Consider the following 16,272-nt stretch of genomic DNA (forward strand, 5'->3'; position numbering starts at 1 on the left):
TGTAAGCGTTCCTCCCCTTGTCAGCCTGTCACCAGCTGGTCTTCCTCGCCCCAGATTGAATCGTAAACGATGTCGACAAGGCTCGCTCTCGTGACAATTCCGACTAAATGCCTTTGTTCATCAACGACGGGTACATATTTCATTCCGCGCTTTAAAATTTTGCGTACGGTATCACGCAGCAGTGTCCCCTGCTCGACCGTATACAGATCAGAGCGGAGCACGTCGCCGACGAGACTCGCTTTTTTCCGGTTCTGATCAATGATTTCGACATCCACATATCCTTGCAGCACATTCAGGTCATCAACGACAAGCAGGGAATCGACACGGTGTTCCCGCATCACCTGTATCGCCTGCGAAAGCGTTTTGTCCGCCGTAACGGTGACAGGCTTTTTGTTCATCATCTGCTCGACGCGTTCAATATCCGGTCTTGATTGCAATAACCGTTCTTTGCCGATAAATTCTTCGACAAACTCATTAGCCGGATTCCGGAGAATGTCATCAGGAGTGCCGGCCTGAACGATCTCTCCCGCTTTTAAAATGACGATCCGGTCAGCCAGCTTAATAGCTTCATCCATATCGTGTGTTACAAACACAATCGTTTTATTCAATGTTCTTTGCAGTTTTTTGAATTCTTCTTGAAGGGAATCCCGCGTAATCGGATCAAGCGCTCCGAACGGTTCATCCATGAGAATAAGAGGCGGTTCCGCTGCAAGGGCGCGCAGCACGCCGATTCTCTGCTGCTGTCCGCCGCTCAGCTCGTGAGGATAGCGGTCTAAATATTCCGGGCCCATATCGACGAGCTTCAAAAGCTCCCGCGCCCGTTCCTTCCGCTTTTGTTCCGGCCATTTCAGCAGTTTCGGCACGAGGGAAATGTTCTGCTGAATGGTCATATGAGGGAAAAGTCCGATCTGCTGAATGACGTAGCCGATTTTCCGTCTCAGCTCCACCGGGTCCTGCTCCATAATGTTTTCGCCATCGATAAAAATCTTTCCGGATGACGGCTCAATCAGTCTGTTAATCATTTTCATCGTCGTCGTTTTTCCGCAGCCGCTCGGCCCGATAAAACAAATAAACTCGCCTTTTTCGATATTTAAATCAATGCTGTTGACAGCTTTTTTTCCGCCTTTATAGACTTTCGATACATTTTCTAATCTCAGCAATCCGTGCACCTCCGAAGGGTTCCGTTATTTTTCTGAAAAGTATAATCTTTATTATAAGATGAAATTTGTAAAATAAAAAGTTTACAATGTGTTGAAATTATATACAATATACGTATTTTTTCATGTTATCCCGCTGACAATGCGGATGTTCTTACAATCGCTCCCGATAGCTCGCATATCCTGCCGCATCATCTTTTTCATCAACTGTAAAAAATATGATATATTGTCAGCATGAAAAGCCAGTGAAGGGATGATCAGCCGTGGAAAAAAACGCTCTTGATATCATCGGGCATGCTGAAGAGCATCTCATTGAGAGAATCGCCGAGAATATGCATACATTCGGAATGCCGGCCACACTTGGACGTGTGCTCGGTATTATTTATATGAACCGCAAGCCGATGACGTTAAATGAGCTGTCAGAGGCGACCGGGATGAGCAAAACGAGGATGAGCCAGGTGGTCCGCGAAATGACCGATGCCAATCTGGCTGAAAAAGTGTTTGAAAAAGGCGTTCGGAAAGACCTTTACGACGTCGAGCGTGATTATTACCAGACGTTTATCTCCCTATTTACGGCAAATTGGACAAAGGCGGTCAGCAAAAACAAAATGCTCTATAAAAAGCTGAACCGCGAGCTGACTGAGCTTCTGGAATCGGAAAATCTCAGTCCCGATATTGAAGAAAAAGCCCGCCAGCTTTTGGATGAACTGAAGGATTGGCTCCATTATTATGACTGGCTGAGCCGTTTGATAGAATTTTTTGAGAGTGAAGAAGTGTTTCAGCATGTGCCGAAAATAGAAAAAAGCAGCACCCGAAGATAACCGGGCGCTGCTTTTTTAAGTCAGGAAACCAATATCGGGAACATGCCTTTCAGACCGGCGCCGATCATGCCGATCGCCACCACCGCCAAAATCAGCCCCATCAGTCGGGTAATGACGTTCATTTCGGTTTTCCCGAGCTTATTGCTGATGAAAGATGAATAGTGAAAGAAGATAAACGTCATCGCGATGACGGCCGCAATGCCGATAAGCACGCTGATGTAATGGATGATGCCGCCATGGCCGGCCGACAGACTCATCACCGTCGCGATCGTACCGGGACCGGCGATAATCGGAATCGACAAAGGCGTCACGGATATATCGGCTTTCTCCTTGTTCTCCCCTTTCTCTTCATGATGGAGAGACTGTACATGAGATTTCTTCGCGTTCAGAAGATTATAAGCGATGCCGAAAATAAAAATGCCGCCCGCAATACGTAAGGCATGAATGTTAATGTCAAACAGTTTAAAGATCAGATGGCCGAAGATTAAAAAAGCCGCCAAGATGATAAACGACAGCACGGAAGCCTTGCGCGCGATCGCTGTCCGTTCTTTCTCCGAGTACCCTTCCGTCAGTGAAAGAAAAATCGGCACGTTTCCGATGGGATTGGAGACTGCAAACAGTGAAATGAAGACATGAATGATGAATGAAAACATGCGTACCTCCTTATGGCTTGCGGTTATTGAGTTATGTTTTGTTCTCCGCTGTTTCTTATGCATGGTTTTTACCCCGGGGTCTGCTTTTTATAACCTCAGCCGGACGGTCCGGAAACAGAAAAAAACCGTCCTAAGGACGGTTTTTTTTGTTTGCTATCTCCATAAGCCTTTTCCGAATTTCAACAGCCGATAAAGCATTTTCAATTTTTTTAGCATGCGTTAATTTCCTTTTTCACTCTGAATCAATGCGCCGAGAGACATGATATCTATCAGCTCCATTAAAATTCTACCATAATGGGTACTTTTTCTCTATTATCAATTCATAGAGAAAGTGATTTGTATATCTTTAGAAAACTCCGTTACATCCGCCCTATTTTCTTTTATAATGTAAATATTGAACAAAATCCCTATATTACTTGTAAAAGGAGTTTTAGAATGTATTGTTCTCAATGCGGCCATCATACTGATGGCGGAAAGTTTTGTGAAAAGTGCGGTGCGCCCCAGCCCGGGCAGGGAGGCGCAGGCCAAACGCAAGGCCAGGCCGCTCAGGCCGGCGCTGCGGCTAAGCAGGCTTCAAAGCAATTTGCCTTATTCGTGCTTGATGTGTTAAAGAGACCGTACCAAACATGTAAAACGACAGGCGGCGAACAGCTTGTCAGCAGCATCATCAACATGGTGCTTTTCTGCCTGGTGACGCCGATTATGTTTTATATTCTCTTAACAGACGGCTTTCGTGACGTCAGTTTTACCGCGATTGTGGTCAAACCGGCGCTTACCTTTGCATTATGCGTTTTTTGCCTGTATCTCTTGATTTTTATCGCTTTGAAGGCCGGCGGCGCGCAGGTGTCATTTAAAGATTCGCTGTCCAGATTCGGGGCCTTTTTGATTCCGTTTACAGCTATTTTGCTTCTTGCCCTCATTTTTATGCTGCTTCATACAACCGTTTGCTTCACCATTCTGGCTGTCGGTCTTTTAGGAGCGGCATTTGCCGTGCCTCCGCTCATGCTGGCGAGCTATCAGCATCAGCTCACTACTAAGGCGGATATCATTTATTCTGTTATCGTCATCTATTTGATCATTTGCGTAACGTTTCAATTCACGATCAAGCATTATATAAAAGAACTCATGAATTATTTCTTCTTTTAAAAACGGAAACCCCCGCCGCCTGATTGGTGCGGGGGTTTTTTTTATTGAATGGATGTTAAATAAATTCTTCCGTCTTTAACAACGCCGCCATACGTCCAATTGTATGTTCTGAGCTTCGGACTGCCGCCGGCTTTCGTAATATAAAACTCCTCGTACGTGTGAATCGTCAAATGGGAGCCTTTCTGTGAAAAGCTTTTGACATTCACTTCATTAAATACTTCGGTCGTCCCCTCGCTGTGCAGTTTTTTGACCAGTTTCTGCTGATCAGCATACAAAGGGCTCCCCTCTTCTAAATTGCCCGCCATGATGGCAAAATTGTTAAGGCTGACGGCGCTTGATTGATTTGTCAGGTAATCAGTCATAAACGATGTGACTTGCTCGTTTGTCACGCTGCCTGAAGCTGTATTTCCTTTGGATGATGCCCATGCGGATGTATAGGTTTTCGGCTGGTCATTTTTTATTTTTTTTACATTTGTCCCGGAAGAATCTGAGGCAGGGTCAGCTTTTTCGAAAACCCATTTTTTATGTTTTGTATCATATGAGAGTACATAATGAAAGCTCGGCTCAGCCTCTTCCATATCAGGCTTCGTATTCCCGTCGAAATAAGCAGACTCATGAAGCTCTTTACCCGTAACAGTTACTTGCCAGCGGCCGTTCTCTTGAGAAATCGCAAATGAATCCAGATCAAAGCTTGTCTCTTTATACTGATCCTTCAAAAAGGTGCCGGAACTCTTCATGCCGGATACCACTTCTTTCGTCTGCTCTTTCCAGGCGGAACCAGCCTCGGTCATCTGATCGGTATTTCCGTCTGCCATCGCTTTTGTATACTGCTTCGTTGTTTTGACAATCGTGTCCATGATTGTTTGTTGTGTATCTTGATCCGGGATAAGCGTTAAGTCCACATCAGTACTGTTGATCGGAACATCGGCAGTTTTCATTTTCCCCCAAGGAAAATCAGCCTCCACGGCGGCTGTCATGGAACCGTCAGTTAAGAGCGGACCGTATGTAACGGATGTAAACGGATCTTTATGGACGGACTTGCCGTTTATCAGCAGATCGCCTTTCGCGCTTTTGAAGCTGTCTGCCGGAGTGAATGTCACATCCTCGGCGTCTAACGGCAGGTCAAACTCAACATTCCGGCTGCCGGCCGCCTCTGCCTCTTGCTTTTTGACAACGTCAACCGTCTCATTTTTAAGCTTGGCTTCCGCCGTGTAGACACCGGGTGCATACGGGCCGAAGATTTGGGTTTCATCGGCTTTTTTGACCGTACCTGTTTTCTCGCTGTTGATATAAAGATCGGCGCCTTTATAATTGCTTGTGACGCGGAAATAAACCGGATCGACTTTCAGTTCGTAATGGTCAAACAAAAGAAGGGTTTTTCCCTCTTTTTTGACGTATACCGCATCTTTTTCTGATGAATTGCCGCGAAGCGATGCCAGCAGTTCATCGTGTTTCTTTGCGTATGCAAGGAGCGGTTTGACATTGGTCTCATTCAGCTTCAGTTTTTTGTCTGAAGGAGTGAGCAGGGCTGCGAGCTTTTTCGTGTCCCCGTCATGAACCGCCTGTTCGAATTGATCTGTGAGCCTTTTTTCAGATGTCAGCCAGGCTCCGGTTTTATATGCGGCAATCAATAAGATCAGCGCTGCGGCAATGCCTCCCCATAGGAAGAGCGTTTTTTTAGGGATCGGCTTTCTCGGCTGTGATGCGGATTCAGCCGCCTGCCGCTCCAGCCGGCTTCCTTTCCCGATCGGTTTTCCGCATTCTTTACAGAAATGCGCCTCTTCGTTGTTCTGCTGGCCGCAATACTTACAAAAAAACATGACTTTCCTCCTATTCAATCTGCAAAACTTGTATAACTTTTCCTATGTTTCATATTTTATAATAAAGTAGAATGATTTTGGAGTTATTTTGAAAAATAGCTGTCGATCATAACGGAGGAGGAGAAACGGACATGCAAAAACTGAGCATCCGAAAAGCCGCGGAGCCGGATGAAGCGCTGTATGAACTATTGCTGCTGGCCGATCCGTCGAAAGAGATTGTCGATGATTATCTTGTAAGAGGAGAATGCTATACGGCTTGGACGTCAGACGAGCTTGCAGGGGTCTACGTTTTATTGCAAACAAGGCCTAAAACGATAGAAATCGTAAACATCGCGGTAAAAGAATCGCTGCAGAACAAGGGATTCGGAAAACAGCTGGTGCGGGATGCCATTGAAAAAGCGAGACAATCGGGAGCTGACACGATTGAAATCGGCACCGGAAATTCCAGTATTCATCAGCTGTCACTCTATCAAAAATGCGGATTCCGCATTCAGGCTGTCGACCATGATTTTTTTATCAGACATTATGATGAAGACATTTTTGAAAACGGCATTCAATGCCGGGATATGATAAGGCTTTATTTGGACCTTTAATAAAAGAACTGCCAATGATGCGATTAAACCCCGTTTTCGAGACAGGGATAAAAACACTTTTAAACAGCCAATTGCCGCTCGTCTATCAATGATTGGCTGTTTAGTTCGTTTGAATACGAATATTGTTATTATAAATGTAATCGTTGACAGTGCATTCTACGATGACGGGCGTGGTTTTGTTTTAACAGCTTTTCTGACACTATGCAACACGCAGCTCTCAGGCAGAATTGGCAGCTGATCAAGTGTGTGTCCTGTTTATCTCCAATCGTAAAAGCATTCACTTCTCCATTGTATACTTCCAATATCGCGAACAGATACAATTATTCTGACTATAAGGAAAATCCGGGAAGTCTGTTACTATTTTTTCAAGAGGGAGATTAGGATGAAAGTTCCATATTATCAGCTACGGCATAAATATGCTCATTTTTCTTGCATCCTTAATCCGGTACTGCTACTGATTTTTCTGAATGATACGCTGAAACGTTTTATGGTTAACACGCATTTCCTTTTTTATTAGGGAAGTGATGATCCAATAGCCCTATCGATACCCATGCTTTCGGCATAATGCGCCAATGTGTTTTTCCAAATGCCCTTTGCACTGATTCTTCTTCACATTTTTCTTTCAGAGACAATAAGACGCTCGTGAGATACCTAAAAGATCACAGATATCTGCAAAACCTTCTACAAGTCCGACTGAAGTTTGGCTATTAACTTCCTTTCTAATTCGTTGTACTCTTTTAACACTTCATTCGGCTGTCGCAAATAACGATTCTCTGCTTGCAGTCTCTGGTTCGGAAGTAAACCCCAGACCATTTCCGTAAGTATATTGCTTTTCAACAGGCTGTTCGAATGTATATCCCCAGCTTTATGCTATCTAATCCAAGTCTGCACGTCCGTGTATTCTTAATATTTAATTTCTGCATCATCTCTTTCATCGGCACGCCTGCCAATCTCATGTCTACACCTTCTGTTTGACTTCAACCGGATCACTTACTCTTATTCCATAGAAAAAACACCTCCAAGTCTAATACCGGATAACAGTCATCCGTTTTCAAACTTGAAAGTGTTTTTTTTTTTGGCTCATCTTATAGGTCAGTCCCTTTGTTTTTTCTAAAGACATAAAGTTGCAATCTTTTGTTGGTAGGAACATCAAGTAATAGATTAAAACTTAATAATCCATAAAACTCTTATGTTCTTTATACCATTCTAATTTTAAATTCATTAAAATAATTTTAAAGTTTAACACAAATTTCTCAGTTGCTGCCCAAAGGAATAAAATCTCCTCATTGATCTTGATGTTTAAGATATAATTATACTTATTTATTATTATTTTTGTATCTAGCATAAAAATAAAGGTCAATTAACGATCCAATCAATATTCCTATGGAAAGACCATACGGTAAAATATCAAAAACAACTCCTAAAAAAAGACCTAAACAAAAACCTATTACTAGAAATACCGCTCCATCTCCTTTATAGTTTTTCAAATCAAACAACTCCTTAATAGTGATTATGATGAATATGTTTTTTGTTTTTTCGTTTGTGAACGATATAGATTACTATATACCCCTTCTAAAGCAATCAGTTCTTCATGTTTACCAACCTCCACCACTTCACCTTTATCTAGGACAATTATAAAATCCGAATCCATAATTGTTGACAATCTATGCGCGATAACCACTCTTGTGCATCCCATTTCACTTAAATATTTAGAAATCAATGTTTCATTCACCAAATCTAATGAACTTGTAGCCTCATCTAAAATTAAAATTTTAGGGTCATTTAAAAGTGCTCTGGCTAGTACAATCCTTTGTCGCTGGCCACCTGATAAATTCATACCCATTTCTGAAATAGGTGTATTATATTTCATTGGCATACTTTCAATTTCTTTATCTATTTGTGCTGCTTTCGCTACTTTTCTCACTTTTTCTATACTAATATTTTTATTATTCAATGTGATATTTTTCAGTATAGAACTATTAAACAAGGTAATATCCTGGGGTACAATTCCCATTTGTTTGTATAACTGTTTTCTATCTAATTTTTCAAGAGGGATACTATCAAAACAAATTTGTCCTTCAGTCGGATCATAAAGCCCCATTATTAACTTACTAAGTGTACTTTTACCAGAACCAGATGAACCTACTATAGCAATTTTCTGCCCTTCTCTTATTTCCAAAGAAATATTCTTAAGCACCTTTGGAGAATGTTTAGTATAAGAAAAAGAGACGTTTTCAAGCTTTACATTTCCTCTTAATTTAAGGTTTACTGCATTTTCAATATTTTTTTCACATTCAGTCTCTGTAATATCTTTAACTCTTTCTAAGTAAGAAGTAGCTAAGATAAACTGAGTATAAGTACCAAATAAAGCAGTTGTTAATCCAAAAAAAGTAACAGATAAAGAATGATATGCGATAACCTCTCCCATTGTAAATTTATTATCAAAAAATAATAGCAGTTCTAATATTAAAATAACCAAGGGAGCAATTGTTTGAAAAACCTGAGTTACTGTATTAACTACATTTTGTAAAATGGATCTTTTTTTGAATCGCTTTATTACTTCATTAAAACTGTTATTCCAAGTTGAGAAAATTTCATTTTCCATTCCCGAAATTTTAATGGCTGCGATAGAAAAAATAGACTCGATTTGAATGGCTTGAGATTTACTTTGCTCAGCTACTTCATCATCGATGGCCTGCGCGACAGCAGGTCTAGTCAAAAACATGAATATAGTGTTAATTGCAAATATTAATATTGTTATCAAGGTTAATGGTATAGATTTAAAGAACATATACGCTAAAATAAAAACTACCGCTCCTAAATCAATTAGGCCAGAAATTAGTTGAGTTGATAAAAGCTCTCTGAATCCATTCATGCTATTTAACCTAAATAACAAGTCACCAGGTGATCTAAGATCAAAGAATTTAAAAGGAAGTTTTAGAAGATGAGCAAATGTATCAACAACAAGATTTTTACTAAGGAATATATTGAGGCTTATCATTTTGAGCCCTCTAAACAAAACAAACATTCCATACAATATTGATATTAAAAATGTTATCCAAACAATATTACTTATTGAATTTAAATTATTATACTCAATACTTGTATCTATAAGCTTCTGTACCAAAATAGGTACATACAACGTCAATAAATAACTTATTAGAGATAAAAATACTATAATAGAAAATAACAATTTATAGTTTGTAATATTTTTTAATACACCAAACCATACATTCTTATCTTTTCGTTTATTGGGAGTGAAACTTTCTGAAGGAACTGCGTATAAAATATAGGACGAGAAACCTTTCTTAAACTCTTCTTCTGTTAATTTTCTTCGTCCATTAGCCGGATCTATAATATAATAATAATTTTCCTTTATTTTTTCAACGACTATAAAATGTTCATTATTCCAATATGCAATAAAAGGAACATTAATTTTTTTTAACCCTAGAATAGTGGATTTATATATATCCGCCTTAAATCCTTTATGAACTAATAAGTTTTTTAACTGCTTAATAGTAAGTCCGTCTCTTCCAGCCTCCAAAAATGACCTTAACTCAAAAAGAGTTTCGTTACTGTTATAAAAACGGATCAACATAGCACAACAGCAAAGTCCACATTCAGTTTGTTGCAATTGTTTTACAATAGGTACTCTCTTTTTTTTCTTCACTATCATTCATTGTAACTCCTTACTTCCATTGCTAACAATGAAGGATTGACAGGATTGTGTAACCTTAATAAGCTGTAGCCTACGCCTCCAAGTCCCAGCATAAATGTATTTAAATCAAAATGATCCTGTAAACCTGGAATAAAACCTTTATTTCTAATATAATTAATTGCATTTTGAGCTTCTTTAAATGCTACTTCCTGAAGATCAATATCATTGAGAAGTTCACTTAATTTCAATAATATATCTATATTACCAAAAATACCATGACATAAGCTATGATCAGTTGTTTTTTTAAATCCATCGGAAAGGAGCTTGCTTATAGCGCAATTTAAATCTTTATCAACTTCTTTATCAACTACGTTCTCTTTGTTCTTTAACAGATTTTTTAAAAAAGCTCTTGATAGAGCTATACCTCCCGCACCATGACACCAATATACTGGATCAGAGTTCCCCTCTCCTTCTCTTAAATCCTTCCAATTAGAGGTATTCAAATCAAAAAACTTATTTTCTCTTTTCAATAACTCTTTTCCTAAAGTTGTGTATTTTTCGTCTTTAGTAATGTGACCCAGATAACAAAGAGCCAACGTAAAACCAGAATATCCATGTGAAAGTCCTGTTAGATAATTATATTTACCATTCTTTTCTAAGCATTGATATAAAGTATTACCTAGTTTACAACACACGGAGTTTAAAATATCTAATTTAGTTTCCTTATATAGGTTTAATAAAAAAACAATAAGACTAGATACTCCCCCTACAATATCCAATGGTATATCTCCTGAAATATTCATTTCATTTATTTTATTAATATATTTTTTAAATTTTTCATAGTATTTATAATCATTTGTATAAGTGTATAGGTGGTAATATATATAGGCTAAGGAACCTATCCCTGTAAATAATGATAACCGGCCATCCATCTTATCATCACTCAAAAAAAGTTCTTCAATACCTCTCATTCCTGCAAAGGCTAAATCAAAGTACTCTTTATTACCAGTTTCTTTTCCAAGTAAAGCTAAGAATAATATTACTCCTCCACCTTCATATAAGTCAAAGTTCAATGGACCCAATTTTACTTTATTATTCTCAGATATTATAGGTGTTACCCAAGTACATTTGCTTCTATCATTATTCCATATTGCTGTTTCTAAAAATAAGTCTCCTATTTCTGTTGCGCACTCTAAATAATTTTTATTATTATTTCCAAATAATTTAGGACGATATTTCTTATTGTGTTTGTTTGTTCTTTTCCAACTGTCTTTTATAGTTGTAGTAAGTGACATTCGAATATAATATTGCTGTTTTTTTAAACTTGTTTTACTTATACTTTTAATTTTGTTTAATACAACATCAAGTAAACACTCTCTAAAAAAATTTACTATACTTGTACTTTTATTACAAATCAAATCCAAAGAATTATACATTGTTGAAAAATACGGAACATCATTACACATTAAAGATTCCAACTCATTTAAATTCTTCTTGCTAAATTTATCTGTTACTCCTTCCGCAATATTTATTTTTTTAAATAATTCCTTTCTTTCCTCAAAACTAGATAAATAATTTGGATGAGTGGAAGCTTCTAAAAACCTTGCATATATACTGGTAGCTCTTAAAACTTGCCTTACTTCCAGGTTGCTGCTTCCTACTGTTTTTACCAAATCATAAAAACCACTTTTATTTTCTAAAACAAAATTATAACAATCTGTAAAACCTTTTAATATTTCTTCAATATAATCTTTAGGGTCTGCGGCTTTCCCATTATATGCAGCTCTGTTTTGAGTACTGTTCATTATTACTGATTTTTTAGTTAACTGAATTTCATCAGTTCCTTCGAAATCTATAATATACGATTTCCATATTTCTGATGTTTGATTTTCATCATTTGATATTCCGCCAAGGTCAAAATCAAATATAGAAGTTTGTAAATTTAATGGGAGAAGCATAGTGCCAAGAACTGAGTAATTAATATCCTCATGAAAATTATCAATTAAATTATTATTTCTTGGTTTATACATAGAATTATTTTTTATCAGAGTCTCCAAGTCAATAACAACAGGATATTCGCCATGTGCAATTAAGTTTTCATGATGCAAATCATCGCATCCTATAATGTGAAAAATAGATAAACTTACACCTACTCTATAAAAATAGAAGTTCAGTTTTTCGGAAGTCTCACATTCTTTATAATCAATAAACTCTTGATAGCCATAGTCTTTATAATTAAGTGTTCTAATTTTATAAATTTTTTTTAGAATTTTATCTGAATTATTAACATAGTCAACTATACTATTAAATAAGATATCAGGAGATAAACTATGCGGCTTATATACAATTTTCCCTTGGTTTGTTTCAATTATTAAGACATTTTTCCCTCCATTATGAGTGTCTCCGCTGCTAAAATAAATATTGGAGACTTCATCAAATTCAATTTTTAGTTCTCTATAAATGTCTTGACGATTTTTTCTTAAATTCTCTAGAACTTCTTTCAAGTACAAGATTTTATTTGATATTCTACTAGAAATTAAATAGGTTAAAACAGGATACTTATTCAAAATTCCAGCCACATATTCACTCTTAAAAATTAAATTATTATAATTCTTATAGCGTAACCTTGAATCTTTTCCTTCTAATAAACCATTTTCTTTTCTTTCATTAATATCAACGATTAAAGTTCTTATACATAACTGAATTAATTCCTGGCTAAAAGCCTCTAACGCACTACTTATAATTTTATGTTTGTTAAGTTTTAAATTATTTTCCTTACTTGCGTTTTCTAAAGTATTAACTAATTTTTGTTGATAAAAATCTAAAAAGAATGTATAAAAGTTGCCAAAGTAATCTTTGTTTTTTATTCTTAATTTTTCTACTTCGTTTGTCGGCGAACTGAAATTAATTACAGCATCTCTGATGAAATTATTGTTTTCATAGCTAATATCCATTTATAACCTCTCCAAAAGATTTAATAGAGAATTGTTTGTTAAAACAATTCTCTATTAACACATTATGTTTATTTGTTACACTGTTTTGTACACGCTGATGTTGGACATGATGCTGCACTTAAAGTAACTGTAAAAGTCGTTCCAGTGAGTCCAATAGTTGCAGTTAAAACGACTGTTGCTGGAGTAGCTCCTCCAGTAGCATTATCACCATTAGCTAACGATATAAGTTCGTCTTCTTCAATAAAACCTGAAGCCTTTTTGACCATATCTTTCTTCATAATTCTCTCACCTCCTTTCAAGTATGACTTTGAATAAGAGTATTAAAGCTTATTCTAACCATAAAAAATTGGGAACAATTTCCGGAGCATAATTTTTGATCATTGAGTAACCTATTCCTGATAATCCGATCATTAAACTATATGATCTAGTACAGACTAAGTCTCTCTTTCTCCATTTCTTGGTCAAAACATTTTCAAATAGGTCTTGATAAGTTCTTAAACATCTATTCTTCAAATTAATATTGTTAGTTAAATCAGAAGCATAATTCAATATAGAAAGCACACCTAAATCTCCATGACAATATGTAGGGTTATTGCCAATGCCATTACGAATAGAAGAATCTATTGCAGTCGATATTTCTTTTTCAATGTACTCGTCTTCAAAACCATTATCTTTTAAAATCAATTTACTTAAAAGTATACCTGGAGCTCCGTGACACCATCCATTAGCTAACTTATCTTTATTTTCTGTGGTATACCAATTATTGTGGTCTTCAGAGTACAATCTCCTTTCAAATCTTAAGGCCCTTTGAATGACTTCCAATAATTTTTCATCATTTGTTAACTTAAAATATTTATATAAGTATGCGATAAAACCAGAATTACCATGGGAAAACCCTGAATATGCTGCTGAAAATTTCCCTGGCCACGATATTTGCTCCTCAAAATTTTTTGCTACACTTAATATATGTTCACAATGAGTATGTGAAATCTTTAAAATTTCCTTTTTGTTATTCTCTTCAGTAATATCTGGTATTATGGAAAGCATAACTGCTAAACTACCTAAAGACCCTCCTATTAAATCGTATACTTTATCGAATTTACCTAACTTCGATAAAACACCGATGTTTTCAAGCGAGGTCTTCCTTAATTCTGAATCTCCAAATAAATTAGATAACTTATTTAATGTATAAAAATATCCTGATATACCTTGAAATGCACCTATTAAATATGGGTGATCTTCTTTTATTTCAGAGATAAACTTCTGTATTGGTCTCATAGTTTCGATAGCTGCTTGCTTAAAATCCTTTCTGTTGAGGATTTCGCCCAAGTACCCTAAAAATAGAGCAATCCCTGAATTACCATTATATATATCGAATCCCAATACATTTGCATTCCAAATGTCTTCCTCAATACCCTCAAGACTAGGACCTATCCACATTCTATCTTTTTGTTTTTTATTTATACCACATACACTGTTTTCAACTATAAATTCGCCTATCTGGGTTGCTTCATCTATCCAATTTTCTGACTTAATTTTATTTAAGCTTGCAGCTTTAGAGAATTTTATATCAGTAACTTCTTTCAATCTTTTTTCATTACTAATGTAAGACATTTCAATAAAATCAATCTGTCTTTTCAAATCTTCTTTCGAAAGATTGAAAATCTTTTGCTTTACTGTTTTTATTGGAGGTTCTTCCAGAATGCTGTAAATTCTTTTCCCTCTAGAATCTATTAAATGTTCATGTTCAATAGAGGATCTAAAAAATGGAACGTCCCCAGTTAATAAATCTTTATATTCTGAGTTCAATATATCTTTATACTCTTGTATATAATCAATGCCGATTCTATGTAAAATAATCTTACGTCTATAGGTATCTCTCATAAAATCTGGATGACTTGAGATTCTTAAAAGCTGAGTGTATAAGTAAGTGGGTCTGAAGATAAACCTGCTATTTGTTTCTTTAAAAGTTTGAGAAATTTTATCCCAGAATTCATCTTTATTTAACATCACCCAACTATATAAACTTGCAAAACCATCTTTAATTTGTCCCGTATAATTTTCTGAATATAAGTAAGACCCTGTTTTAATGGAAGGGTTGTTTAATTGAGGTTTAATGAAAGTATTTTTTCTTAAAATTTTAATCGTATCTGTTCCTGCATTTTCAATTACTAATGATTTATGAGGAGAGAGTTGTTCCTTATAGGCAGCTAATCCCCCTATATCTAGACTTATGTCTTTGTCTCCTACTCTCTTAGAAATTTTTGTAGGCAATAAACTTATTGACTGTACAGAGTTATCAACTAATTCAGTTGCTTTAACAACAGCTGACTTTTTATCAATTTGGTCAACCTTTAGTCTTGCATGAAATAATGATTCTAAGTCAACTAATACTGGGAAAGAACCATGGGCTATTAAATTTTCATGATGAAAATCTACTGCATTTAGAAGATACAGTAAACAAAGAAGATTACCTGAACGAGTATAGAAATCATTTGCTTCGTTTTTATTAAAACAACTTTTATAATCTATGTACTCCATCCAACCTGAATCATTTACTGTATGTATTTGAACTCTTTTGAAATTTAAAATTCCCGGTATGTTTTTCTCGCCCAACCAATATAATACTTCCTGGAAACCTTGTTCAAGCGTTAAATCTCTGGGTTTATAAATTATTTTCTTGCCACTTTTAAAATATATTGTTGAAACAGATTTTCCTTTTTGATGAGTATCTCCTAGACCGGTGGTTATATTTGTTATTGCACCTAAATCGTTATCAGAGTTGAATTTAGAGTTTAATGAACTAATTTCTCGTTTTGTGTTTTTTATTATTTCCATTACATATGTGAAATAATCATCAATCGTTACACATAATAAACTTGTTAATACTTCATATTCTTTATAAACACTTTTTAAAAATGATTCATCATTTAAAGATACAACTAAAAAATGATTTAGTCTTTCTTCCGGGGTAGTCCCCTCTAAATTCCCCTCTAATCTTGCAATATTCACTTCCAAAACAAGAACCCTAAAAGCTTTTTCAAACATTAAATCCATTATATGTTTAATTACCTTTTTCACAAATTCATCCTCATTATCTACTGCATCTTCAATTCTTACTTTTACTAAGAATTCTTCAATTTTGCAGTTAAGAAAAGGAGAAAAAAAATGAAAAAATGGATTATGCTCTAAAAATTCTTCAGAATTTCTCACTAAAAAATCACTTTTTTTATGATCTAAGACTCTATCAATATCTATAATACTTTTATTTTGCTCAATATTAGTATCGTCTCTAATTAATGATTGAATCGTCTTACCAGATACATTTAAAAAAATCTTTTGCAATTCATCTTTATTGTTAACCTCAGGAAACATTTTCATCCAGTATTGGAGATTATATTTGTTAGTTTTCAAAGTTAATGATCCTACCTTAATATATTTTTTGCAAAATAGGCAGTTAATTACACTGC

At 36.0% G+C, this 16,272-nt stretch carries 11 protein-coding genes and 1 pseudogene; 3 read left to right on the forward strand and 9 right to left on the reverse strand.

Annotated features, from left to right (window positions below; translation table 11 throughout):
* Positions 1-20: 20 nt before the first annotated feature.
* The gene (gene opuCA / locus NYE50_RS18030; protein WP_003151651.1) at positions 21-1,160 is read right to left on the reverse strand and encodes an osmoprotectant ABC transporter ATP-binding protein OpuCA; all 1,140 of its coding nucleotides are present in this window, start codon (positions 1,158-1,160) and stop codon (positions 21-23) included.
* Positions 1,161-1,420: 260 nt separating this feature from the next.
* Between opuCA and NYE50_RS18035 the strand changes: the two genes are divergently transcribed.
* On the forward strand, positions 1,421-1,978 hold the full coding sequence (locus NYE50_RS18035) for a GbsR/MarR family transcriptional regulator (RefSeq protein WP_159354595.1): 558 nt from the start codon (positions 1,421-1,423) through the stop codon (positions 1,976-1,978).
* Positions 1,979-1,998: 20 nt separating this feature from the next.
* Here NYE50_RS18035 and NYE50_RS18040 read toward each other — a convergent pair whose 3' ends face one another.
* A complete protein-coding gene (locus NYE50_RS18040; RefSeq protein WP_159354596.1) occupies positions 1,999-2,631 on the reverse strand; it encodes an NAAT family transporter in 633 nt (210 codons plus the stop codon).
* A 435-nt stretch (positions 2,632-3,066) separates the two neighbouring features.
* On the opposite strand from NYE50_RS18040, the gene NYE50_RS18045 reads away from it, so the two are divergent.
* Positions 3,067-3,777 carry a hypothetical protein gene (locus NYE50_RS18045; RefSeq protein WP_060562556.1) on the forward strand — a complete coding sequence of 237 codons (711 nt, stop codon included), beginning with the start codon at positions 3,067-3,069 and terminating at the stop codon, positions 3,775-3,777.
* A gap of 41 nt (positions 3,778-3,818) precedes the next feature.
* Here NYE50_RS18045 and NYE50_RS18050 read toward each other — a convergent pair whose 3' ends face one another.
* Complete coding sequence (locus NYE50_RS18050; protein WP_159354597.1) at positions 3,819-5,597, reverse strand: zinc ribbon domain-containing protein; 1,779 nt, start codon at positions 5,595-5,597, stop codon at positions 3,819-3,821.
* A gap of 131 nt (positions 5,598-5,728) precedes the next feature.
* Between NYE50_RS18050 and NYE50_RS18055 the strand changes: the two genes are divergently transcribed.
* Positions 5,729-6,190 carry a GNAT family N-acetyltransferase gene (locus tag NYE50_RS18055; RefSeq protein ID WP_159354598.1) on the forward strand — a complete coding sequence of 154 codons (462 nt, stop codon included), beginning with the start codon at positions 5,729-5,731 and terminating at the stop codon, positions 6,188-6,190.
* Positions 6,191-6,249: 59 nt separating this feature from the next.
* Here the strand turns inward: NYE50_RS18055 and NYE50_RS18060 are convergent.
* The 6 genes and pseudogenes from NYE50_RS18060 to NYE50_RS18085 form a co-directional block, all read right to left on the reverse strand.
* Positions 6,250-7,190: pseudogene (locus NYE50_RS18060) on the reverse strand (IS3 family transposase).
* A gap of 316 nt (positions 7,191-7,506) precedes the next feature.
* Positions 7,507-7,677 carry a hypothetical protein gene (locus NYE50_RS18065; protein WP_155238646.1) on the reverse strand — a complete coding sequence of 57 codons (171 nt, stop codon included), beginning with the start codon at positions 7,675-7,677 and terminating at the stop codon, positions 7,507-7,509.
* Between the two features lie 23 nt (positions 7,678-7,700).
* On the reverse strand, positions 7,701-9,866 hold the full coding sequence (locus NYE50_RS18070) for a peptidase domain-containing ABC transporter (RefSeq protein ID WP_021495216.1): 2,166 nt from the start codon (positions 9,864-9,866) through the stop codon (positions 7,701-7,703).
* Positions 9,863-12,802, reverse strand: a complete 2,940-nt coding sequence (locus NYE50_RS18075) for a type 2 lanthipeptide synthetase LanM family protein (protein WP_159354599.1) — start codon at positions 12,800-12,802, stop codon at positions 9,863-9,865. Before NYE50_RS18075 ends, NYE50_RS18070 begins: the two co-directional genes overlap by 4 nt.
* Before the next feature lie 68 nt (positions 12,803-12,870).
* Positions 12,871-13,080 carry a class II lanthipeptide, LchA2/BrtA2 family gene (locus NYE50_RS18080; protein WP_095270659.1) on the reverse strand — a complete coding sequence of 70 codons (210 nt, stop codon included), beginning with the start codon at positions 13,078-13,080 and terminating at the stop codon, positions 12,871-12,873.
* 49 nt (positions 13,081-13,129) lie between these two features.
* On the reverse strand, positions 13,130-16,216 hold the full coding sequence (locus NYE50_RS18085) for a type 2 lanthipeptide synthetase LanM family protein (protein ID WP_159354600.1): 3,087 nt from the start codon (positions 16,214-16,216) through the stop codon (positions 13,130-13,132).
* Positions 16,217-16,272: the final 56 nt, after the last annotated feature.

Source organism: Bacillus sp. EU55 (genome assembly GCF_038005925.1).
Lineage (GTDB): Bacteria > Bacillota > Bacilli > Bacillales > Bacillaceae > Bacillus > Bacillus velezensis.

What these genes read in the sequence shown, in the direction of transcription:
- NYE50_RS18040 (WP_159354596.1), bottom strand. Translation starts at nt 2,631, where the DNA reads ATGTTTTCATTCATCATTCATGTCTTCATTTCACTGTTTGCAGTCTCC.
- NYE50_RS18045 (WP_060562556.1), top strand. Translation starts at nt 3,067, where the DNA reads ATGTATTGTTCTCAATGCGGCCATCATACTGATGGCGGAAAGTTTTGT.
- NYE50_RS18050 (WP_159354597.1), bottom strand. Translation starts at nt 5,597, where the DNA reads ATGTTTTTTTGTAAGTATTGCGGCCAGCAGAACAACGAAGAGGCGCAT.
- NYE50_RS18055 (WP_159354598.1), top strand. Translation starts at nt 5,729, where the DNA reads ATGCAAAAACTGAGCATCCGAAAAGCCGCGGAGCCGGATGAAGCGCTG.
- NYE50_RS18070 (WP_021495216.1), bottom strand. Translation starts at nt 9,866, where the DNA reads ATGATAGTGAAGAAAAAAAAGAGAGTACCTATTGTAAAACAATTGCAA.
- NYE50_RS18075 (WP_159354599.1), bottom strand. Translation starts at nt 12,802, where the DNA reads ATGGATATTAGCTATGAAAACAATAATTTCATCAGAGATGCTGTAATT.
- NYE50_RS18080 (WP_095270659.1), bottom strand. Translation starts at nt 13,080, where the DNA reads ATGAAGAAAGATATGGTCAAAAAGGCTTCAGGTTTTATTGAAGAAGAC.